Here is a 21,993-nt window from a genome sequence, read left to right as displayed (position 1 = left end):
TACCGTCCCACGATCCGGACGCTTCAATCAGGCGGTGGACTGGCGCTCGATCACCCGCGGCAGCGGCTCCGTGATCCTGCGGGACTCGACGGGCTCGCCGGTCAGGGCGGCGTGCATGAGCTCGACCCCCACCCGGCCCAGCTCGTACAGCGGCATCTCCAGCGTGGTCAGGCTCGGCCGAAGGTCCGCGGCGATCGCGATCTCGTGGAACCCGATCATGGCCAGGTCGTCCGGCATCCTGAGCCCGGCGTCGCTCACCGCGGCGAGGACCCCGACGGCGGTGGTCGAGTTGTTCACGAGCACGGCCGTCGGGCGCGGGTCGAGCGCGAGCAGCGCCCCGAACACCTCGTACCCGTCGTGCGGGCCCTGCTGGCTGTGGAAGACGTAGGCGTCGGGCGTCGGCAGACCCGCCTCGCGCAGCGCCCTGCGGTATCCGTCGACCCGCTCCTGCTGGTAGCGCGTCTGGCCGAGATAGGCGATCCGCTCGTGGCCCTTGTCGATGAGGTGCCTGGTCGCCACATGGGCGCCGAGCTCGTCCTGGACCGCGACCCAGTGGTCCCGTTCCGAGACCCCGTCCAGGATGACGATCGGTGCACCGCCCGCGCGGATCTCCGCGAGCAGCCCCGGGCTCATCGTGCTTGCCGGCCGGATCAGGGTGCCGTCCACCTGGCCGCCGCCGACGAGCCGCTGCAGCATCAGCGAACCGGAGGTCACCCGGATCCCGTCGCCGAGCAGCACGCTGTACCCGTGCGCGTCCGCGGCGTCATAGATGCCGTCGACGAGCCGGTGGTAGACGGGATTCTCCAGTTTCGGCAGGACCATCGCGAGCACGCCCGTGCGCTGCAGGCGCAGCGCACGGGCGGCGTGATTGGGCACGTACCCGGCTTCGTCGACCGCCCGCTGCACCCGCTCGCGGGTGGACTCGGAGACCCGCACGTGCTTGCTGCCGTGCAGGACCGCGGAGACCACGGACGGGGACACGCCCACGGCCGCCGCGATCGACTTCACCGTTGCCATCTTCGGATCCTAGGCTGCCGGTCAGGCCTGCGCGGCGAATGCCGCCTCGTACTCGTCCTTGAGGCTGTTGCCCACCTCGAGCATGTAGTCCTCAACCGCCGTCGACCAGGAGCTGACCGGCTGCCGACCGGCCAGGATCTCGTCACGGGCGTCGCCGAGGGCGGTGCCGGCGGAGGCGCCGGCCGTGACCGCGGTCTCCGAGTACAGCCCGGTGGTCGGGTCCGGGACGATCAGCGGTGAGGCCTTCGCCATGAACTCGAACTGCTGGTCGACGGCGTCCGGGTTGCCCGGTTCGTACAGCACCGACGGCGGCTCGGAGAGGTAGCGCAGCGGGAGCGTGGTCTCGGACGCGCCGAGGCTGGTCAGGACCGGGTCCGATCCCTCGAGCGTGTAGTTGACACCCTCGACGCCGAACTTGCGGGCCAGGAACTCGGTGCTTCCGAACGGGGATGCGAGCCAGTTCAGGACCCGCAGGAGCTCGGCGATCCGCTCCGGGTCGTCGGTCGGCCTGAACGCCATGAACCCGGCCGAGAAGCCGCTGCCGCCACGGACGCTGTCGCCCCCGTCCCGGCCCGGGGCCACCTGGCCGGTCATCTGGAAGCCCTCGATGCCGGCTCCGGCCACGAAGAACTTCGACCAGCCGGCGTACCCGCCGTACGCGAAGCAGGTGGTGCCGTTGTTGACCCACTCGTTGCGTTCGGTGTTCTGCACGGCCCCCGAGTCGGGGTGGAACAGGCCGGCCTCGATCATGGCGACCGTGTCCGCGAGCGCCTGCTCGTATGCCGGCGAGGCCTGGGCGTAGGAGAACTCGCCGTTCTCCTCGACCCAGGCGTTCCCGACCCCGTTCATCTGGGCCACGTGGGAGAGGATGCCGCCGGGGTCGCCGAACGCCCACTGGCTCTTGCTCGCGTCCGTGAGCGTGGTCGCCATCTCCACGAACTCCTCGTAGCTGGCCGGCTCGGTGTTCGCGCCGCGCTCGATGAGCAGGTCGTTGCGGGTGTAGAGCACGCCGCCGATCGGTGAGCGCGGGATCGGCACGCCCCAGATCGCGTTCTCGAAGATCGCGGTGCGCCAGGTGCCCTCCGGGATGGCGGCGAGCGCCGGGTAGTCCAGCACCGCGTCGCCGGAGAGGTGCTCGGTGAGGTCCGCGAACGTGGCCGCGAGCATCGCCGGCATCTGCTGCTGGACCGTACGGATGTTGATCATGTCCGGCAGGTCACCGCCGGCGATCGTGGTGGCGAACTTCGCGTCGTAGTCGGCGGAGGGGCTGTAGGTGATGCCGAGGTCCACACCGAGCAGGGAGTTGATGTTCTGCCAGTGCTGGTTGTTCGACAGCTCCGGGGCGATCGGGTCGTAGGTGTACGTCATCGTCGTGATCGATCCGCCGGACCCGGGGGTCTCGGTGGTCGCCGCGACCGGGCTGGCCGGGTACGTGTAGTAGCCCGGCAGGGAGAACTCCGAGTCGGAGGGCAGGTCCGGTGCGGCCACCTCGAACGCCTTGTAGGTGGGGAGCACGGTCGAGGCGTCGGGGGTGGCACCATCGCCCGAGCCGCCGCCCTGGGGCGGGGTCGAGCCGTCGGGGCCGCAGGCGCTCAGGGCGCCGACGCCGGCGAGTGCGGTAAGGCCGAGGAAACTCCGTCGATCGATCTTCATTGTCGTTTCACCTCTCTGTGACAACGGTGCTGCAGGGGGTTGGGGGTTGGTGGAGCTGGGGGTAGGTGGAGCGGGTCAGCCCTTCACGCCGCCGATGAGCAGGCCCTTGGTGAAGTGCTTCTGGATGAACGGGTAGACGATGAGCATCGGCAGCACCGAGATGAGCAGGATCGCCATCTGGATCGCGACCTGTGGCGGCAGGGCCGACCCCTCCATGACGAGGTCGTCCACCCCCATCGGGGTCTCGTTGACCACGTAGGTGCGCAGCACCAGCTGGAGCGGCCACTTCTCCGGCGAGTTGATGTAGAGCAGCGCGTTGAAGAAGCTGTTCCAGTAGGCGACGGCGTAGAACAGCGCGATGACGGCGATCACGGCCTTGGACAGCGGCAGCACGATCCGGGTCAGCACCAGGAACTCGCCGGCGCCGTCGATCTTCGCGCTCTCCATCAGTTCAGCGGGCAGGTCGAGGAAGAACTCCCGCATCACGATCACGTTGAACGCGTTGATCAGCACCGGCAGGATCAGCGCCCAGTAGCTGTCGATCAGCCCGAGCTGCTTGACCACCAGGTACATCGGGATCATCCCGGGGCTGAACAGCAGCGTGAACAGCACGGCGAGCAGCATCGGCTTCTGCGCGTACATCGAGGTGCGGCTGAGCGCGTACGCGAGCCCGATGGTGCACAGCACCGACAGTGCGGTGCCCACCCCCGCGATGCCGAGGCTGACGATCACCGAGCGGGTCACGACGCCCCCGGAGAGCACGGCCCGGTAGGCGTCGAGGGTCGGGTCGGTCACCCAGAACACGAAGCCGCCGGCCCGGGAGATCTCCTCCTGGCTGGCCAGGGACGTCGAGATGACTGCGATGAACGGCAGGATCACCGCCAGGCAGGCCACGGCGAGGACCACTGCCCGCCCGCCGCGGGCGATCAGGCTCGGCCGGCCGAAGACCAGGTTCGAGCGGGTCACGGTGATGTCGCTCATCTCGAGTACACCCCCCGCTCCCCGAACACATGGGCGAGTTTGTTGGCGCCGAGCACAAGGACCACGCCCACCACCCCCTTCACGAGGCCGACGGCGGCCGAGGTGCCCCAGTTCCCGCCGACGATGCCGTTGTTGTAGACGTAGGTGTCGAGGACCTCGCTGGCCGCCTTTCCGACGGCACCCTGCTGCAGGATGATCTGCTCGAAGCCGACCGTGAGGGCGTCACCGAGGCGCAGGATGAGCAGCAGGATGAAGACGCTGCGTACCGCCGGCAGGGTGATGTGCCAGGTCCGGCGCCAGGCACCGGCACCGTCCATGGCGGCTGCCTCGTAGAGGTTCATGTCGACGCGTGAGAGCGCCGCGAGGAAGATGATCGTGCCCCAGCCGGTGTCCTTCCAGATGACCTGGGAGGTGATCAGGAGCTTGAACAGTTCCGGCACCCCGATGATCGAGAACGTCGCCATGTCATGTTCCCGGAAGAACGTGTTCAGCATCCCGGCATTGCCGAGGACCTGCTGGAACAGCGCCACCACGATCACCCAGGACAGGAAGTGCGGCAGGTAGAGCACCGACTGGACGCCCCGTTTGACCCGCTCGCTGAGCACGGAGTTCAGCAGCAGCGCCAGCGCGAGGGGCAGCGGGAACACGAACACGACCTGGATCAGCGTGATGATGAGGGTGTTCGCGAGCGCGTTCAGGAACCGCGGATCGCCGTTGAAGATGACCGCGAAGTTGTCGAGTCCGACCCACTCGCTCTGGGAGATCCCGAGGAACGGTTGGAAGTTCTGGAACGCGATGACGTTTCCGAGCAGCGGGAAGTAGTGGAAGATCGCCACCACCGCCATTCCCGGCAGCGCGAGCAGGAGCAGCATCCGGTCCCGCTTGATCCGGGCCAGGGCGGTCCGGTTCGCACTGGCCGACGGCCGCTTGGGCTTGCCCTTCGCGGACTCTGGCGAGCCCGGTCCCCGCGTCCGGTTCGGTCCGGACGCCTTCGCCCGGTCCTTGATGGTCTCGGTCATCTACACACCTCCGACGGGTACTTCGGACATCGCCTCGCCGATGTCGGCAGCCGCGCCGCCGTCGGTCTCGACACGCCCGACGGCGGTGCGCGCCATCTGCGCGAGGCGTTCGATGGCCGCGGCGTGGGTCGCCACGACCCGCTCAGCCGGGCGGGTGCCGCGGGTTGCGGCGATCTCGTCGAGCAGCCCGGTCAGCCGCTCCGCGGCGTCCTTGGCCTCGATCTCGACGACCGTCTCGCCCACCCCGAGATCGGCATACATCCGGCCCTTGATCGTCTCGGTGGGCTGGCGCAGGTAGACCGCGGGGGTCCCGACGGTGGTGGCCAGGATCGGGGAGTGGCAGTCCATCGTCAGCACGCCCGCAGCCCGGGCGTAGACGGCCGTGGCGGTGGGCAGGTCCCAGTAGTCGGCCAGCACCCGCACGTGCGGGGCCACGTCGTCCGGGAGGATCCGGGGGAAGTACTCCGCGGCCAGGTCGACGGCGTAGCTCATCTCGGGTCCGACGAGCAACGGGCTGCCGGTGCTGCGCACCCAGTGCGTGATCGCCCCGGCCAGGACCGCGAGATCGTCCGGGTCGTGTGCGGCATTGACGGCGTCCCGGTAGTGGTGGGACCGGGACGCCGGGATGTCGTGGATCCGGTGGTAGGGCGCGAACCGGGACCGCGGCACGGCCACCAGGAACTCCCCGGGAGTCAGCCGGTGTTCGGCCAGCAGCGCGGTCGCGGCCTGCTCGTCGAGAAGGTCGTGGGCGAACGTGGCGTCCGGTCCCCATTCGAGCAGCGGCCCGGTGACCTGCTGGCGGGTCAGGTAGGCGAGGGTGAGGCTGTCCCGGCAGTAGAGGAACTCGGCGCCGGCGAACAGGTCCCGGTCCCTCTCGGACAGGTAGTCGGCCGGCAGTGCCTCGATCTGGGCGGCGGCCTGGGCGAGCGTGCTCGGGGTCTCCGGGCCGAACGGGTCGTGCGTGATCCCGAAGAACCCGTAGGGGCGACCGGTCGCCTGCCAGGCGCGCATGTCGTCGCCGGCCACGAGACCGGCCGCCGAGCCATGCACCAGGATGTCGGCCTCCGCCCAGGCCTGCGCGAGTTCCGGGGTGGTCGGGTTCCCGGCGGTATCCAGCTCGCCGTCGACGATCCGCACCCAGGGCTGCCGCTCGGCGAACATCCGGCGTTCCCGCTCCTCGAGCCGACGCGGCCACAGGGTCACCTGCACGTCCTCGCCGAGGGCGCGCAGCACGCCGATCGCGCCGGGCGAGTGGGCCACGTCGCCGATGTTGGCGGTGGCCCAGGAGGAGCGGAGCAGGATCCGGCGGGGTCGGCCGGGTGAGGGGTGGGGCACGGGTTCTCCAGATGTCGGGGAAGTGGGTCGGCTCGGCGGAGGGTAGCCGCGGAGCCGGCGGTCAGGATTCTGTCGTGGGGTGGCTCAGTCGGGTGGTCTTTCAGTCAGGCGATGTCCTGGTGGGTTGCGGATCTGGACTCAGCCGGGCGGTAGCCGTCATGCGGTATCGATCCGGTGCACGTGGACGCGCGGCGGGCCGCTGTCACGGGTGGTGGCGATGACGCTCACGGCACGCACGCGCCGGGCCGCCGAGAAGAGCTCGTAGGCGCTGGCGCCGGGCGCGACGTCGCGGACCAGCCGGGTGCCGGCCGAGGTGACGATGCGCAGGTCGACCGGTGCGGTGTCGAGGTTGACGGCGTGCACCGCGGCGTGCTGCGTGCCGTCGGCCGTCCAGGTCTGGGCGGTACCGGAGAAGGCGACCGGGCCGGTCGTCTGCGCCACCCCGATCGTCGTGATCGCCATGGCGAGGTCGCCTTCGTGGGCGACCCGCAGCAGCGTGTGGGTGTGGGTGCCGCCAGGGAAGTAGGCCCGTTGCGTGGTCTCGACTCCTGCGGCGCGATCGGTGCCCCAGGAGAACAGGAAACGCAGGTCACCGCGGGTGAGCGAGAACCAGGACGCCGTGACGTCCGCGGCCCCGCCGGCCTCGACCACCGTCCCGTCGGAGAACTCCAGCACGTCGCCGGCCTGAACCAGCAGCGGCACCACCTCGGTGGCCGCACCACCGGTGGCGACCGTGCGCACGATGCCGTCGTGCCGGTGCAGCACGTCCGTGGTCACGGCCCCGGCGACGCTGACGTACCGGGCCGTGAACGGCCCGAGTGCGTCGGCGAGGTCCGCGGGGTCGAGCTGAGGTGCGCCCGCATCCACGCCGTCGTGGAACGTCGCCACGAGGTCGGTCAGGGCGGAGTCGGCGCCGGACGCCGTCATCGTGGTCCAGTGGTCGTCGGCCACGTTGTTCAGCGACAGCACCACCGTGCCGGCGGTCGGGTGCCAGAGCAGTCCGGTGCCGGACCGGATCCGGTCGTTGTAGCGCCGCCCGAGCAGGTTCGCGAGGTAGTAGCCGGGCCGACGTACGAACAGCAGCTGCTGGTCGGCGGTGCCCTCGCGGTACTCGGTGAAGGTCTCCTCGGCGACCGGCCGCAGCTGTGCGGTGAGGGCGTCGAGCTCGGCCCGGCCCAGGTTCTCCGGCGCCATCGGCACGTGCATGTACAGCCGCGGCGAGGCGTTCGGCTTGACCAACGGCGGGATCGGCTCGGTGCTCGCGGCCCACTCCGCCCGGGATGCCGCCTTGTCCTCGCGCGATGAGGAGTACAGGCCGAGTCCCGGCACCTCCGGCACGAAGGCGCGAGCGAGGGCGTAGCGGTCGCGGGCGTCGTCGGGGTAGAGCGTGCGGGTGCTCGTGGAGTTGCGGGCCGACGCCGCCGCGAAGTTCACCCAGCCGGGCGCCCCGGGCTCTGGCAGCATCACGTACTGGGCGAAGTCGGCCCACTTGCGCGCCATGTCGACCAGTTGGGGGTTGCCGGTGAGCTGGTAGAGGTCGGCCAGGTCCGGCATCATCACGTCACTGTTGTAGCCGTTGTCGTAGATGAGCGGGTCGTGGAAATAGCCTGCCGGGGCCTGCCCCTGGGCGGCGAGCAGCGCGATCCGGTCATCGAGGTCGGCCGCCAACTGCGGGTCACCGATGACGACCGAGGCGTGCCCGACCCCGGCGAGCCCGCCGACGAGCTGGTTGGTGAGCTGCAGCGGCGTGGCCCAGTGGCGCAGCGAGGTGTCCATCAGCCACTGCGCGGCGTGGCGCATGGAGGCCTCGAGCTCGACCTGGCGGTCCGGGAGCAGGTTCTCGGACTTGAGGTCGCGCTGCAGGTTCCCGAGGGAGACCAGCCCGAACCCGGTGGTCGCGAGGCTCTCCTCCTCGTAGGTGACCGGCCACGCGCCGCGCGGCCCCTGCAGGCCGAGGTAGTAGCCGATCGCCGCGTCGAGCCGCGCCTCGAGGTTGGGGTCGAGGTAGTAGGGGTTCCACGGGCGTTCGTTCACGAGGAACCAGGACAGGGTCGCGACGTGCTCCATGATCCGGGAGTTGCGCGGGTGGTTCGGGGTGCGCCACCAGCCGTCCTCCATCCAGCCGAACAGTTCGGGGTCGTCATCGACCACGCTGTTCGCGAGCGGCGCGAGGATGAGCAGGTACTGGCCGAACACCTGCTCGTTCGGTGCGAAGGCGGTCCGGTCCGGGGCGCCGTCCGGCAGCGCGTCGACGAGCGGCAGCACGGTCCCTTCCGAGGTGGCCAGGGCGCCAGGGGCGGACAGGGCGTCCGCGCCGAGGGCCGCGATCGTGGCGGCGCCGATGCCGAGGAAGCCGCGCCGGGACAGCGGCGGGAGTGCTGTGGCGCCGAACGACTGACGCTGGGACATGGAGACCTCTCCTCTGCGGCATTGCACGAAAGGGATCGACCGGCTGATGCAACGTTGCCATCATCGATCGGATGCAAGGTTGCATCATCGATGGCGCGACTGTCAAGGGGGCAACCGGGACGATCTCGGCCGCGCCCGCACTGGCACTGGACCCCACGGACGAGCAGGCTTGGCAGATGGACGCCTGGCTAGCCACCGGCGGGTCGCTCGGCTGGTTCGGCTCCGAGGACTACGACGCCGCCCGGTTCGTGCTGCAGCGCGGGATCGCGGCGATCTACCTGGTCGCGTTCGTCACCGCGCTGCGGCAGTTCCCGGCACTGCTCGGCGAGCGCGGGCTGCTGCCCGTGCCGCGCCTGCTGGGTCGGGTGCCGGGCAAGGCCGTGCCCACGCTGTTCCGGTTCGGCTACAGCGACCGCCGGCTGCGCCTGATGTGCTGGGTGGGCATCGCGCTCGCGGCGACCGTGGTCGTCGGCCTGCCGCAGGCGGGACCGCCGTGGCTGCCGATGATCGCGTTCGGCGGCATGTACGTGCTCTATCTCTCCATCGCCACGGTGGGCCAGGTGTTCTACGGGTTCGGCTGGGAGTCGCTCCTGCTGGAGGCCGGGTTCCTGGCGGCGTTCCTCGGCTCGGACCAGGTGCCGACCCCGATCATCGTGATCTTCGCGTTCCGGTGGCTCGCGTTCCGGGTGGAGTTCGGCGCGGGCCTGATCAAGATCCGTGGCGACTCGGTCTGGCGGGACCTGACCGCGCTCTACTACCACCACGAGACCCAGCCGATGCCGGGGCCGTTCAGCTGGCACTTCCACCACCTGCCGAAGCCGCTGCACAAGGTGGAGGTGGCCGCCAACCATGTCGTCCAGCTCGTCGTCCCGTTCCTGTTGTTCGCACCCCAGCCGGTTGCGACGTGGGCCGCGGCGGCCGTCATTCTGACCCAGGCGTGGCTGGTGGTCTCCGGGAACTTCGCCTGGCTGAACTGGCTCACCATGCTGATCGCGTTCTCCGCTGTGGACGACGGCGTGCTCTCGGCCCTGATCCCGACCCTCGCCCCGACCGGGGCGACCCGGCCAACCCCGGCCGCGTTCGCCGTCGTCGTTGCGATTGTCGGCCTGCTGACGCTGGTGCTCAGCTACTGGCCGGTACGGAACCTGATCTCGAGACACCAGCGCATGAACGCCTCGTTCAACCGCTGGCATCTGGTCGGTGCGTACGGGGCGTTCGGGTCGATCACCCGGCGGCGCCACGAGATCGTGGTGGAGGGCACGACGGCGGCCGACCCCGGTGCGTCCGACTGGCGCGAGTACGTCTTCGCGGGCAAGCCGGGGCCGGTCGATCGACGGCCGCGGCAGTTCGCGCCGTACCACCTGCGGCTGGACTGGGGCATGTGGTTCCTCGGGCTCGGTTCCACCTCCCAGTACGCGTGGTTCGACCCCTTCCTGGACCGGCTGCTCGCCGCCGACCCCGCCACGCTGCGGCTGCTGAAGGACGACCCGTTCGACGGCGAACGGCCGGCCTGGGTGCGCGCGCGGGTGTTCGCGTACCGGTACTCGACGCCCACGGAGCGCCGGCGCACCGGCGCGTGGTGGGTGCGGCGGGAGATCACCGAGCTGGCCAGGCCGCGGCGCCTCGCTCCGTGAGGCCGCCGCTACGATGCCGGGCGTGGAGACCAACCAAGCGCCGATCAAGCGTGTCGCGTCCGTGATCGGCGTCGCACCCGAACACATCGAGGCCTACGAACGGCACCACGCCGCCGTCTGGCCCGGCGTGCTCGCGGCCCTGGCCCGCGCACACGTGCACAACTACTCGATCTACCGGTTCGGCAACACGCTGTTCTCCTACTACGAGTACCGCGGTGAGGACTACGAGGCGGACCTCGCCGCGATCGCCGCCGACCCGACCACGCAGGAGTGGTGGTCCGTGGTGAGCCCGCTGCAGCAGCCGATGGACGGGCTACCGGCCGGGCAGTGGCTGGAGATTCCCGAGGTGTTCCACACGGACTGACAGACCCGCTACCGACGGGCCGGTGTCCGAGGTCAGGTCCGCGAGTACAGCGTGAGCTGCCCGTCAACGAGGACGGCGATGGCCTCGTCGGTGTCCGCCACGCGGGCGCCGTCGTCGACGGGGAGCTCCCAGAGCACGTCGCCGATGCCCGACTGCTGCGCCTTGAGCCTCGCGAAGTCGCATGGCGTCGCCATCGCCACGTTCGATGACGCGCTCGCCCGGGCCGCACGGGACCTCGGGGTACCGGTCGCCATCTGAGGCGCCGACGGGACCACGTTCGCGAGCTTCGAATCAGGTCCGCGAGTACAGCGTGAGTTGCTCGTCGACGAGGATGGCGAGCGCCTCGTCGGTGTCGACCACGAGAGCGTTGTCAGCCACCGGCAGTTCCCAGAGGATCGTGCCGTCAGCGACGCGCAGACCGATCAGCCGACGATTCGTCGGAGCGCCATCGGGTTCGAGGTCGTAGATCGACACCAGGAGCCCGGAGGGATTTCCCCGGCAAGAGCACGAGACATAGCCCGGGATCGACCAGAGCCACTCCCCGGTGCGGACGTCGCGCGCACCACTGTCCGCATCGCCCATGATGATGGCATCGCCGAAGCGGACCACCGGCCATCCCGACTCCGCCTGCCAGAGCACCTCCCCGTCCTCGGCCACCGCATCCATGGAGATGTAGTCGTCGGACTGCACGATCGTCACCGGTGGCCGTGAGCCGTCGTCGATCATGGCCGGTACGCCGAGCCCGGGCAGGTCCACCACCTGCGCGGTACCGGGCAGGATCACCTGACCCCCGCCCTCCCCCCATGTGATGAGTGGACTGCCGTCGAACCACGGCCAGGACCACGAGCCCGGGATCTCTTCCCCGCTCCGAGCGCGATACAGCGACCCGGTGGAGACGAGCACAAGGTCGTCCCGTGCCCAGACGCGCGGTGCGGCGTCGCCGAACTCCTCGCGGCGATACTCGATCAGAGCGCCCCAGCGCACCGCATCCCGATCGGTGCCGACGTGGACGGTGAGGTCGAAGTCGTCGGCCGCACCCTCGGCGAGCACCACGAGGTCACCGCGGTGGAGCGTGGCCGTGACCGCCCCGGGGAACGGCACCTCGAGAACCCCGCCGTCCTCAGCGACGATCGAGACCACCGCGTCGGCGCCCGGTCCGGACACGCACACGGGGATCCCGTCCCCGAGCTCGCACCGCTCCACATCGGCGACGGACCAGCGGTGCGTGCCGTCGGCGCGGTCGTAGGCGTCGATCCGGTCCTCACCGATCACGAGCACGTGATCGTCCTGGACGGTCAGCCACGTCTGGCCTCGGACGGGGGCCGACAGCGGCACCGACCACTGCAGCACGGGAGCGTCCGTCCAGCCTGGGCCGACGCCCCAGCTCGGGCCGGGCGGCGGGGGCGCGATCAGGATCCCGGTCACCACGAGGAGGACCGCGACACCGGCCCAGAGCGCCACCGGGCGAGGCAGGTCGGGGCCGTCCCGGCGCCGATGGGGCGGCGCGGCTGCGTCCGGCTCGCCAGCCTGGTCGGGCTCATCGAAGTCGAGCACGAACTCCTCGGCCGCACCCCGTCCCATCCGATCATCCTGTCATCTGCCACCAGACCTTGACGGCAGGATGCCCGGGGTGCTCAGATCCGCGCATGAATCGTGCTCGGGTGAGCGTCGCAACCGTCTGTCTGCTCATGTTGGCGTTGGCGGGCTGCGCGCAGCCCGAGCCCGATCTGACCTCGACGCGGTCGAACGCCGCCGGGGTAGAGCCTGCCGCGACGCAGAGCCCTGAATCCGAGTCGGCCGAGTCGCCGGAGGGCGCAACGGTGGAGCCGGCCGCGGGTGCCCCGGACCCGTGTGCGCAGCCCGATGCCGAAGTGATCGCGGCCCTGGCCGGGGTCGAGCTGGAACCGCACCTCCATGAGGTCAGCGGGGTCCCGGCCTGCGTCTGGGGCAACCTCAACGGGACCGGCGTGCAGGTCATCCTGGTCGGCGCCGAGCGCTGGGCGACCCAGCTGCCGGCGATCTTCGAGCAACTGCTCGCACAGCCGCAGCTGGCCGAGACGCTGTCGGAGGACGAACTCGCGAACATCGAGGACATCACTGCTGCGATCGAGGCCGGCGAGGAGATCGATTCCACCCGAGCGTGCGAGATGTTCTCGCTGATGCTGGTCGCCGACGGGCAGCCCGAAGGCGAGAACTTCACCGTGAAGATCGTCCCCAGCGCCGCCGACCCACAGGCGATCACGGCTCAGGGGTGCATCGAGGGCACCTTCAGCTCGGTCCTACTGGTCAAGCCGGACCTGACCGGCGGCGCCGACGAGGTCGAGCAGGTCGGCGACGCGGTCATGTCCCTGCTCGACGCCTCCTGAACCCGATCGGCTCCCGACCATGGTCCTGATCACGACACGCGAGTAGGACTCGCTCGACGACGCCCACGAACGGGCCCAGATAGTTCGGCCACCCTCGCATCCACGCCAAGGGTGAGATCGCGGGTGAGATCCCCCCGGAACGATTGCTCGCGCCCTGCTCGAACCGATTCGCTGGCGTGGACGTCGTGTCGAGCCGCCTGGAGCGAGCCATCGGCGTCTTCGTCCATTGGAGTAACGGGGAGGACACATCCATGAGTAACACACGTGTGCGTTCAGCGCGCGACGGGCATCGCAGGACCGCGGCGCCGATGCGGAGGTCTCGAGGGCCCGGCCGGGGTGTTCTGTCCCGTCTGGTGCACGGAGCGCTCGCCGTCGCGCTGGCCGCGACCGCATTGACGGCGGCAGGAGCGCTCACGACGACCAACGTAGCCAGTGCGGCGGACGGCGACCCGTTCGACCCTGATGTGGCGGCGGTCTTCCTGGCGCAGGACCGACCGACGACGCTCTATCGGGCGGAGCAGGTCGGTGCCGACCTCACCTTCGTGGCCGAGGGCACGGCGACCGTGCCCTACAACGCCATCGGCTACAACACCGCGGACAACTACCTCTACGGCGTGCAACAGGACACCCAGCGACTCCTGCGTATCGGCCAGGGCGGTGCCGCAACGGACCTGGGTGCGATCACCGGCCTGAACGTCGACTCGTACTACCAGCAGGGAACGTTCGGCGCCGGCGACAGCGCGAACACGCTGTACGTGCGTGGCACGCTCGACCTCGGCACGGTCTACGCGATCAACCTCGCCACGCGCGTGGCCACCCCGATCACGCTCAGCGAAGAGGTACCGAACACCTCCGACCTCGTGGTCCTGGAGGGCTACCTCTGGGGGATGGGCAACGACAGCCGGATCTGGCGGGTGGATCTCGACTCCGGAGCAGCTGGGTCCTGGGAGACGAACGTGCCTGCGGTCACCTACGGCGGGCAGTGGGTCTACGGCAACGGGAACCTCGGGCTCTCCGCCAACGACTCGGGCGACGTGATCCAGCTCGGCATCACGAACGCGACCTCGGCGAACCCCACCTTCACGATCCTCTCGACGGTCAACGGCCCGACGCCGAACTCGAACAACGACGCGACAAGCAACCCCGGACCCGACGTCGACCTCGCGATCCAGAAGACCGTGCGCAGTGCCCACACGCCAGGCGGCACCATCACCTTCGGCATCCACGTCACCAACAACAGTGCAGTCGCGTCGTCCGGCCACTACTTCCAGGACGAGCTGCCGGCCTCACTCACAAACCCGTCCAGCCCGAACACCGAGTGCTCGTTCGTCGGCAACCTCATGACGTGCGCATACGGCATGATGCCACCAGGGGAGCAACGCAACTACGAGGTCACTGCAACGGCGCCGAACAGCATCGACCCGATCACGAACACCGTGACGGTCTGGGGTAACGAGAACGACCCGAATCTGGACAACAACACCGCGACGGTCACGACCACGCCGGACTACGCGCCGGGCGTCTCCGTGGTCAAGTCGGCCGCGCTCGACGACGGTGTGGTCTTCGCCGAGGGCAGCACGCTCGAGTACAGCTTCCTCGTCACGAACACCGGCAACACGGACCTCACCGCGATCACGATCGATGAGGGCGACTTCACCGGCACCGGTGAGCTGGGCGAGATCAGCTGCCCGACCACGACGCTGGCATCGGGAGCGTCCACGACCTGCACCGCGGACTACACGCTCACGCAGGCCGACGTCGACGCCGGCGGCGTCACCAACACCGCCTCGGCCACCGGCACCCCACCGCTGACCCCGCCGATCACGTCGGTCCCGTCGACCTTCGACTACGAGGACGAGGCGGACGGCGCACTGACGGTCGTCAAGACCGCAACCCCCGCCTCCAGCGGCACGGTCGGGCAGCAGATCACCTACCGGTTCGCCGTCACCAACACCGGCGGGACCACCCTCACGGGCGTGGCCATCGACGAGGGCGACTTCAGCGGCTCCGGCGACGTGTCCGTGATCGAGTGCCCGGCTACGACGCTGGCCCCCGGCGCCACGACGACCTGCACCGCGACCTACGTGCTCACCCCCAGGCCGACGTCGACGCGGCCGGCGTCACCAACACCGCCACCGCCACCGCCACCCCGCCCGGCGGCGACCCGATCGGCTCACCGCCGTCCTCGGTGACCGTGCAGACGCCGGACTCGCCGGCGATGACCCTGGTGAAGTCGGCGGACCCGACCGAGGCATCCGCCGTCGGCGACACGATCGCGTACGGCTTCACGCTGACCAACACCGGCAACGTCACACTCACCGGCGTTCACGTCGACGAGACCGCGTTCTCCGGCTCGGGTGAGATCTCCGCGATCACTTGCCCCACGACCACCCTGGCTCCGGGCGCCGCCACGACCTGCACGGCGACCTACACACTGACCCAGGCCGACATCGACAGCGGCGGGGTGACGAACACCGCGATCGGCGGCGGCACGCCTCCGGGCGGCGGCGTCACCGAGACCCCGCCGTCGACCGTCACGGTCGACGCGCCGGAGGACCCGTCATTGACGGTGACCAAGACCGCTGCCCCCGTCGGTGCGGCGGCCGGGAACACCGTGACGTACTCGTTCCTCGTGACCAACACCGGCAACGTGACGGTCGACGGGCTCGAGATCGTCGATGACGAATTCACCGGCTCCGGTGACCTCTCGGCCATCACCTGCCCCGTCACGGCGCTCGCGCCCACCGCCAGCACGACCTGCACGGCGAGCTACACGCTGACGCAGGCCGACGTCGACAACGGCGAACTGCACAACGCCGCCACCGGCACCGGCAACACCCCTTCGGACGGCGACGTCACCTCGCCGCCCTCCGAGGTGGACGTGGACCTGCCGGCGAACCCCTCGCTGAGCGTGGTGAAGACCGCGGACCCGACCTCGGTCGACAACGCGGGTGAGGAGGTCACCTACAGCTTCCGGGTGATCAACACCGGCAACGTGACACTCGACGGCATCGCCGTGCAGGAGCAGGACTTCACCGGCAGCGGTGACCTGTCCGAGGTCGTCTGCCCAGCAACCACGCTGGCTCCCGCGGCGGAGACCACGTGCACGGCGACGTACACACTGACCCAGGCGGACGTCGATGCCGGTGGCATCACGAACGTCGCGACGGCGACCGGCACCCCGCCGGGCTCCGACGTGCCGGTGACGTCCCCGCCGTCCGAGACCACGGTCGGCAGCGATCCCGCCCCCGGGCTGAGCATCGTGAAGACCTCGAGCCCGGCCTCGGTGGCCGCAGCGGGCGACGTGATCACGTACGGCTTCCTGGTGACGAACACCGGGAACGTGACGCTGTCGGACGTCGTGCCGGTCGAGGGCGAGTTCTCCGGGACCGGGGAGCTGTCCGAGATCGAGTGCCCGACCAACACCCTGGCCCCCGGGGAGGACGTCACCTGCACGGCGACGTATGAGGTCACGCAGGAGGACGTGGACGCCGGCGGTGTGACCAACGTGGCGACAGCCACGGCCAGTCCGCCCGACACGACCACGGGCGGCGGCACTCCGGTGGAGGCTCCGCCGTCGGAGATCGAGGTGGACGTCCCGGCCGCGCCGGGCCTCACCCTCGTCAAGACCGCCGACGTCGACCGGATCGCGAATGCCGGAGACCAGGTGCTGTTCAGCTTCCTGGTCACGAACACCGGTAACGTCACCCTCGGCGACCTCTCGATCGCGGACAGCGACTTCTCCGGCACCGGCGAGCTCGGCGAGATCGTCTGCCCCGCGGACGTGCTGGCGCCGGCGGAGTCGGTCACATGCGAGGCGGCCTACGTCGTCACGCAGGCGGATGTCGATGCCGGACTGCTGAGCAACGCGGCCACCGCGGTCGGTACCCCGCCCGGGGTCGATGTCCCGCCGGTGGACTCGCCGCCGTCGCAGGTGGACATCGACGCACCGCACGCGCCGGGCCTGACCCTGGTCAAGACCTCGGACGTGCAGACGGTCACCACGGTGGGCCAGGTCGTGACGTACAGCTTCCTGGCGACCAACATAGGGAATGTGACGCTCACCGGGGTGGTCATCACGGAGGGGACCTTCTCCGGCGCGGGCGACGTGTCCGAGGTGGTCTGCCCGCAGGACTCGGTGCTCCCCGGTGAGGAGGTCGTCTGCACGGCGACGTACACGGTGCAGGAGGCGGATCTGACGGGTGCCTCGCTGTCGAACACGGCAACGGCAACCGCCACGCCGCCCGGCGACGGCGACGGTGGTGGCGACCCGATCACGTCGGATCCCTCGACCGCCGAGTCCGGATCGGAGCAGCCGGGCGCGGCCCTCCCGACGACGGGCAGCCCGGCCGCGTGGGTGTTCGCGCTTACCGCCGTTGTGCTGCTGCTGATGGGAGGAGCCCTCGTGTTCCTTCGTCACAGCAGGCGCGCAGCGGATGAGGTGCTCCCCCGCTGATCTGCCCGAGAGGCCCCGCTCACGTCGTGGACGTGAGCGGGGCCTCTCTCGGTGTATGCCCTAGCCTCAGTCTCGGAGCACGGAGCGCGACTGGCGTCATCCGCGCGGCACTCGATTCAACGCCGCGTACGGCCACCTGGAGGCGCCCCCCGACCAACGATCGACCGCACGGGCTTGCCTAGGGGGCAGCATGTCTTTGTCCGATCCACCCGCCCAACCTCTCAGCGCCGCGCCGTCGTCTGCGGTATCGCAGACCGCGCTTCGCGCGGGCAATCCTGTCACCGTGCTCCGGGAGGCTCTCGCCGCGGAGCGGTGGTCCGAGGCCGCACGGGTCATCAGCACCACCTGGGGCATGCTGATCGAGGAGTTCCCTGCGGATCTCGACGCCGCCTTCCAGCTGCTTCCGGTCGAGTCGTTGCGCACGGCAGGTGGCGTCGCGGCGGTTCGTGAGATCTGGCTGGCCACCAGCATCGAACGACAGCATGTCGTGCCGGCGCAGGCACCGACTCCCGCGATGGAGTTCGCTGATTCGTTGATGAACTCCGACGTCCGCCACCAGTCGTTGAACGACCTCGCGCTCGCGTGCGCCCACATGATCGCCGCGCGGATGGGCGGCCGACATGCCGAGGCACTCGAGCACGCGCGTCGGGTGGAGACCCTCAGTCACCTCGTCGAGACGACGGTCCCCGCGGCGCGACGCGTCCGCCAGCCGCTCGCCCTGCTGCAGGCGGGCATCACCCGCGCCCTCGCCTCCGACATCCCCGGCGCCCTTCCGTTGCTGCAGAGTGCCTACGAGCGTGCCCCGTACGGTCGCTCCGAGTACGTGGCCAAGGGTGCCGCCGCGAACCTCGCGTTGTTCCACGCGATCAGCGGTGACATCGACATCGCAGATCGGTGGCTGGCGCGTCACGCCGAGATCCCGTCTGTCGCGTCTCCGCACACCGAGCGGGTCCTGTTCACCGGCGACCTCGCCCGGGCCCTGATCTCGATCGAGACGCTGGACCAGGGCGGTGCGGAAGAGGCACTGTCACGACTGGAGCAGGGCGTCAACGTCGAGCAGAGCTGGGGGCCGGTGGTCACCTTCCTGCGGGCACGCCACGGTCTGGTCTGGGGCGACCGGTTCCGAACGCTGTCCTGGCTGCACCGCGATACCGAGCGCTACGCGCAGCGGCTCGGGCCGGCGAGCACCATGGGGCCGTTGCTCGCCGCGGCCGAGGTCGATCTGCTGCTCTCCGTCGGTCGAGGCGATCAGGCCCTGGCCCGGCTCAACCGCACCGCCCCGGACCCGATCCTGACGGTCGCACGGGCCCGCCTCGAACTGCTCGCAGGGCTCCCTGACGAGGCCGCGCGGCTCGCCGCCGAGGTCGCCGACGTCACCCACACCTCCCGGGTGCGACTGGAGGGACTCGTGGTGCAGGCCGCCGCAGCCATGCGCAGCGGCAGAACCCGTGCCGCGCACGAGGCGTTCCTGCTGGTACAGGAGAGCACGCGGTCGACGGGAGCACGCATCCCGCTGGCCGGCCTTGCCGAGTCCCTCCGACAGGCTCTGCACACTCTGGTCGGAGCGGCGGCCGGCACGGCCGAGCGTCACCACCTGGAGCGGCCCATGTTCCCGGGCGAGGTCGCCGTCGTGCGCCTGACCAACCAGGAGTTGCTGATGCTGCGTGGGCTCGCGTCCTTCCAGTCCCAGAAGGAGCTCGCCGACGCCATGTACCTGTCGCTCAACACGGTCAAGACGCACCTGCGTGCGGCCTACCAGAAGCTGGGCGCGTCCAGCCGTGCGGAGGCGCTGGCGGTCGCGGGAGGCGCCGGACTGCTCTGAGGCAGAGTCGCGCACGCCACCCACCCGCCGACCGCCGCCGATCACGAGCTCATCGAAGCCTGCCTCGCCGGCGCCCCTCGGTCGTTGGTCCCACGTGAGCCGGAGTCGCGGCCGGACACGGTGATGACCAGCGCAAGGGCGATGACGGCCGTGCTCACGATGGCGGTCGCCGACCAGCCGAACCAGTCGACCGCCGCGGCACCGAACGCGGTCCCGAGGCTGCCACCCACGAAGTAGACCAGCATGTACGCACTGTTGAAGCGCGCCGGTGCCGCGGGCTCGACCGCGAGGACCGTGCTCTGATTGGCGACCTGAGCAGCGAAGAGGCCCGCGTCGAAGACTGCCAGGCAGACCAGCAGCACCGCAGTGTTCGCAAGGTTGAAGCCCGCGACGCAGGCAGCCGCCCCGGCCAGGGCGAGCCCTGGGAGGATCACGCGGCCGGCACCGACGCGGTCGGTCCACGCGCCCGCGACCGGGGTGGCCAGCACGCCTGACAGGCCCGCGAGGGCAAGGAGGCCGATCTGCTCGGCCGAGTAGGAGTGCGGAGGTTGGGAAAGGGCGATCGCGAGCCCCGCCCACACCGCGCAGAACGCGAAGAACCACAAGGCGCCACGAAGGGCGGCAACGCGAAGCGTCAGGTACCGGCCGAACAGGCCGGGAAGCGAACGCACTGTGGACAGGGTCGACCCGGTCGATGCACCGGGCGCCGATGGCAACAGCACGAGGCAGCACACGGCGACCAGTCCACATCCGGCGGCGAACACGAGGAGCATCGCGCGCCAACCGATCTCTTCCGTGAGCCAGCCGCCGACGATTCTTCCCGCAAGGATTCCGACCGAGATTCCGGCGGTGACGACTCCCAGTGTCGTCGCCCGTCGTTGGGGGCGGGCGAGACGTCCGGCGACCGAACTGAGTCCAGCACCCGCCGCCGAGCAGGCGCCGACCACGCCGATCACCAGTCCCAATATGATGACGTTCTCCACGGCGGCGCTGACTGCGAGCGCTGAGCCGAGGACGCCGAACTGAAGCCCCAGCACCCGTCCAGGGGGATATCGGTCGACGAGCGGGACCAGCAGCGCGAGGCCGAGCAGGTACCCGACGGGTCCGCATGCGAGGGCGATCCCGACCGTGCTGATCTCGGTCCCCAACGACTCGGCCACGTCGGCCACGGCCGGCTGCATCGGATAGATGGTCGACGTCCCGAGTGCCGCTGCGAGCGCCATGAACACGACGGCGTGACGGCGGATTCGAGGCGGCGTGGCTGCCGTCGGCTCGCGTTCGGTACCCATGCAGAAATCGTAGGAAGCCGACTCCCGTATTACTGGCGGGTATGCGACATGGTGGCCGATCAGCGGGACACGAGGGTCTCAGCCGCGCCCCACAAGTGCATCTGCGCGTACGAGCGCCACGGCGACCACGCGAGCGCGCGCACCGCGAGGTCGCGCGATCGTCGGGCCTGGGGAACGTCACCGAGCATGCCGAGAACCGTGGCCCCGGCCACCAGGGCGGTGTCGCCGTCAAGCCAGGCGTCGGTATCACCGAGCACCCTCATCGCGACGTACGAGGCCGTCGATGGCCGGATGCCGCTGCGTGCCTGCAGCGTTCGGCGCAGCTCGACCGGGTCCTGCCCGACGTCGACGACCAGATCACAGACGGCGAGGGCGCGGGCGGCCTCGAGGACCGCCTGCCGCTTCCGGGCCCCCAGGTCCTGTCGTAAGCCGTCCTCGGTGATCCGGCGCGTCGTGGGGAACACCCGGGTGAGTCCCGGGATCGAGGACCGATAGGGCTCTCCCGACGACGCCAGCCGGGAGAGCTGGGTCCGCGCGGCCGCGACGGACGCCCGTTCGCCGATGATGGCACGAAGCACGACCTCATGCGGATCCACGGCGCCGGGTACCCGGATGCCCGGGGTCGAGGCCACGGACTGCGCGAGCCCGTGGTCCGCCGCAAGGGCGGCATCAACCGCGGTCGGGTCCGCGTCGAGGTCGAGGAGCCGTCGAACCCGCGCGACGGCAACGGCAACATCGGACAACGCGGCGAGCTCCAGCACCAGGTCCACTTGCCATGCGCCCGTCCCGGTCGGCGTGCAGGTGACCTGAGCGGCCCCCGGACCATGAGGGAGCTCGAGCGTTCGGGCGTACACCAGCTCCGGCCCGTCGAGGCGGGCGACCTCGACCCCTTCGATCGCTCGGGACGCGAGGAATCCGACGATGCCCGCGGCGTCGAACGGGGCGCGGACCGGCAGGGTGAGCGAGAGCCGGATCGCTGTGCCGACCGGTGCGCCACCACGGTCTCCGGTCGCACGCCTGCCCCGGAGCCGAAGGTCTCGCGGCCTGGTTCCGAACACCTCGTTGATCGTGTCGTTGAACTGGCGGACGCTGCCGAAGCCCGCCGCGAACGCGACGTCCGAGAGGCGCAGATCCGTGCCGGTGAGCAGCGCACGAGCGCTCTGGGCACGCTGGGCGCGAGCGAGGGCGAGGGGACCGGCGCCCAACTCGGCGACGAGGAGCCGCTGGACCTGCCTGCTGCTGTAGCCCAGACGCGACGCGAGCCCGCTGACCCCTTCCCGGTCGACGACGCCGTCCGCCACCAGTCGCATGGACCGGCCCACCAGGTCGCCGCGCAGGTTCCATTCAGGCGTGCCCGGCGCCGCCTCCGGTAGGCATCGTCGGCAGGCGCGGTATCCGGCCTCCTGCGCGGCCGCCGACGTGAGATAGAACGTGACGTTCTCAGGCTTCGGCGTGCGGGCGGGGCAGGAAGGGCGACAGTAGATACCGGTGCTGCTCACGGCCGTGATGAAGAGGCCGTCGAATCGAGCATCGCGTGCGGCGATCGCACGATAGCGCTCGGCGAAGGCCGGATCGTGACGTCCGACGGAAGGCGAGGCCAGACCCATCCGTCGAGCCTGACCGACGCGCCCGGCGCCGTCTAGCGGTA

General features: G+C 70.2%; 16 protein-coding genes. 6 read left to right on the top strand and 10 right to left on the bottom strand.

Annotated elements, in window-relative coordinates; translation table 11 throughout:
• Positions 1–27: 27 nt before the first annotated feature.
• From GKS42_RS01230 to GKS42_RS01205, 6 genes are all read right to left on the bottom strand, one after another.
• Positions 28–1,017, bottom strand: coding sequence for a LacI family DNA-binding transcriptional regulator (locus GKS42_RS01230; protein WP_154792188.1), 990 nt, complete (start codon positions 1,015–1,017; stop codon positions 28–30).
• Between the two features lie 21 nt (positions 1,018–1,038).
• Positions 1,039–2,670: an extracellular solute-binding protein gene (locus GKS42_RS01225; RefSeq protein WP_154792187.1), complete on the bottom strand. Its 1,632-nt coding sequence runs from the start codon at positions 2,668–2,670 to the stop codon at positions 1,039–1,041.
• 75 nt (positions 2,671–2,745) lie between these two features.
• Positions 2,746–3,651, bottom strand: coding sequence for a carbohydrate ABC transporter permease (locus GKS42_RS01220; protein ID WP_154792186.1), 906 nt, complete (start codon positions 3,649–3,651; stop codon positions 2,746–2,748).
• Positions 3,648–4,670 (bottom strand): ABC transporter permease, encoded by a 1,023-nt coding sequence (locus GKS42_RS01215; RefSeq protein ID WP_207632361.1) that lies wholly within the window; start codon positions 4,668–4,670, stop codon positions 3,648–3,650. The genes GKS42_RS01220 and GKS42_RS01215 overlap by 4 nt, the downstream gene beginning before the upstream one ends.
• On the bottom strand, positions 4,671–6,005 hold the full coding sequence (locus GKS42_RS01210) for a polysaccharide pyruvyl transferase family protein (protein WP_154792185.1): 1,335 nt from the start codon (positions 6,003–6,005) through the stop codon (positions 4,671–4,673).
• 156 nt (positions 6,006–6,161) lie between these two features.
• A complete protein-coding gene (locus GKS42_RS01205; protein ID WP_154792184.1) occupies positions 6,162–8,414 on the bottom strand; it encodes a hypothetical protein in 2,253 nt (750 codons plus the stop codon).
• 176 nt (positions 8,415–8,590) lie between these two features.
• Here GKS42_RS01205 and GKS42_RS01200 point away from each other — a divergent pair, with 176 nt between their 5' ends.
• Positions 8,591–10,048, top strand: coding sequence for a lipase maturation factor family protein (locus tag GKS42_RS01200; RefSeq protein WP_154796470.1), 1,458 nt, complete (start codon positions 8,591–8,593; stop codon positions 10,046–10,048).
• Positions 10,049–10,070: 22 nt separating this feature from the next.
• Positions 10,071–10,412 carry an L-rhamnose mutarotase gene (locus tag GKS42_RS01195; RefSeq protein WP_232847870.1) on the top strand — a complete coding sequence of 114 codons (342 nt, stop codon included), beginning with the start codon at positions 10,071–10,073 and terminating at the stop codon, positions 10,410–10,412.
• A 32-nt stretch (positions 10,413–10,444) separates the two neighbouring features.
• On the opposite strand, the gene GKS42_RS01190 is transcribed toward GKS42_RS01195, so the two are convergent.
• A complete protein-coding gene (locus GKS42_RS01190; RefSeq protein ID WP_168217696.1) occupies positions 10,445–10,606 on the bottom strand; it encodes a hypothetical protein in 162 nt (53 codons plus the stop codon).
• 97 nt (positions 10,607–10,703) lie between these two features.
• Positions 10,704–11,993: a hypothetical protein gene (locus GKS42_RS01185; protein ID WP_154792182.1), complete on the bottom strand. Its 1,290-nt coding sequence runs from the start codon at positions 11,991–11,993 to the stop codon at positions 10,704–10,706.
• Between the two features lie 80 nt (positions 11,994–12,073).
• Here GKS42_RS01185 and GKS42_RS01180 point away from each other — a divergent pair, with 80 nt between their 5' ends.
• The 4 genes from GKS42_RS01180 to GKS42_RS01165 all read left to right on the top strand — a co-directional run bounded on the left by GKS42_RS01180 (position 12,074) and on the right by GKS42_RS01165 (position 19,056).
• Positions 12,074–12,778 (top strand): DUF3558 domain-containing protein, encoded by a 705-nt coding sequence (locus GKS42_RS01180; protein WP_154792181.1) that lies wholly within the window; start codon positions 12,074–12,076, stop codon positions 12,776–12,778.
• A 251-nt stretch (positions 12,779–13,029) separates the two neighbouring features.
• Positions 13,030–14,970, top strand: coding sequence for a DUF11 domain-containing protein (locus tag GKS42_RS01175; protein ID WP_168217695.1), 1,941 nt, complete (start codon positions 13,030–13,032; stop codon positions 14,968–14,970).
• A 26-nt stretch (positions 14,971–14,996) separates the two neighbouring features.
• The gene (locus tag GKS42_RS26335; RefSeq protein WP_232848149.1) at positions 14,997–17,234 is read left to right on the top strand and encodes a DUF11 domain-containing protein; all 2,238 of its coding nucleotides are present in this window, start codon (positions 14,997–14,999) and stop codon (positions 17,232–17,234) included.
• 283 nt (positions 17,235–17,517) lie between these two features.
• The gene (locus GKS42_RS01165) at positions 17,518–19,056 is read left to right on the top strand and encodes a helix-turn-helix transcriptional regulator (RefSeq protein WP_168217694.1); all 1,539 of its coding nucleotides are present in this window, start codon (positions 17,518–17,520) and stop codon (positions 19,054–19,056) included.
• A 41-nt stretch (positions 19,057–19,097) separates the two neighbouring features.
• On the opposite strand, the gene GKS42_RS01160 is transcribed toward GKS42_RS01165, so the two are convergent.
• Positions 19,098–20,345 carry an MFS transporter gene (locus GKS42_RS01160; RefSeq protein WP_210769280.1) on the bottom strand — a complete coding sequence of 416 codons (1,248 nt, stop codon included), beginning with the start codon at positions 20,343–20,345 and terminating at the stop codon, positions 19,098–19,100.
• A 59-nt stretch (positions 20,346–20,404) separates the two neighbouring features.
• Complete coding sequence (locus tag GKS42_RS01155) at positions 20,405–21,952, bottom strand: DNA-3-methyladenine glycosylase 2 family protein (protein ID WP_154792177.1); 1,548 nt, start codon at positions 21,950–21,952, stop codon at positions 20,405–20,407.
• Positions 21,953–21,993: the final 41 nt, after the last annotated feature.

The organism is Occultella kanbiaonis, from assembly GCF_009708215.1.
Classification (GTDB): domain Bacteria; phylum Actinomycetota; class Actinomycetes; order Actinomycetales; family Beutenbergiaceae; genus Occultella; species Occultella kanbiaonis.
The sequence above is the reverse complement of the archived record's forward strand: the minus strand, read 5'-3'. Positions and strand labels throughout refer to the sequence as shown.

What these genes read in the sequence shown, in the direction of transcription:
- GKS42_RS01215 (WP_207632361.1), bottom strand. Translation starts at nt 4,670, where the DNA reads ATGACCGAGACCATCAAGGACCGGGCGAAGGCGTCCGGACCGAACCGG.
- GKS42_RS01225 (WP_154792187.1), bottom strand. Translation starts at nt 2,670, where the DNA reads ATGAAGATCGATCGACGGAGTTTCCTCGGCCTTACCGCACTCGCCGGC.
- GKS42_RS01175 (WP_168217695.1), top strand. Translation starts at nt 13,030, where the DNA reads ATGAGTAACACACGTGTGCGTTCAGCGCGCGACGGGCATCGCAGGACC.
- GKS42_RS01155 (WP_154792177.1), bottom strand. Translation starts at nt 21,952, where the DNA reads ATGGGTCTGGCCTCGCCTTCCGTCGGACGTCACGATCCGGCCTTCGCC.
- GKS42_RS01230 (WP_154792188.1), bottom strand. Translation starts at nt 1,017, where the DNA reads ATGGCAACGGTGAAGTCGATCGCGGCGGCCGTGGGCGTGTCCCCGTCC.
- GKS42_RS26335 (WP_232848149.1), top strand. Translation starts at nt 14,997, where the DNA reads ATGACCCTGGTGAAGTCGGCGGACCCGACCGAGGCATCCGCCGTCGGC.
- GKS42_RS01160 (WP_210769280.1), bottom strand. Translation starts at nt 20,345, where the DNA reads ATGGGTACCGAACGCGAGCCGACGGCAGCCACGCCGCCTCGAATCCGC.
- GKS42_RS01220 (WP_154792186.1), bottom strand. Translation starts at nt 3,651, where the DNA reads ATGAGCGACATCACCGTGACCCGCTCGAACCTGGTCTTCGGCCGGCCG.
- GKS42_RS01190 (WP_168217696.1), bottom strand. Translation starts at nt 10,606, where the DNA reads ATGGCGACGCCATGCGACTTCGCGAGGCTCAAGGCGCAGCAGTCGGGC.
- GKS42_RS01205 (WP_154792184.1), bottom strand. Translation starts at nt 8,414, where the DNA reads ATGTCCCAGCGTCAGTCGTTCGGCGCCACAGCACTCCCGCCGCTGTCC.
- GKS42_RS01185 (WP_154792182.1), bottom strand. Translation starts at nt 11,993, where the DNA reads ATGGGACGGGGTGCGGCCGAGGAGTTCGTGCTCGACTTCGATGAGCCC.
- GKS42_RS01200 (WP_154796470.1), top strand. Translation starts at nt 8,591, where the DNA reads ATGGACGCCTGGCTAGCCACCGGCGGGTCGCTCGGCTGGTTCGGCTCC.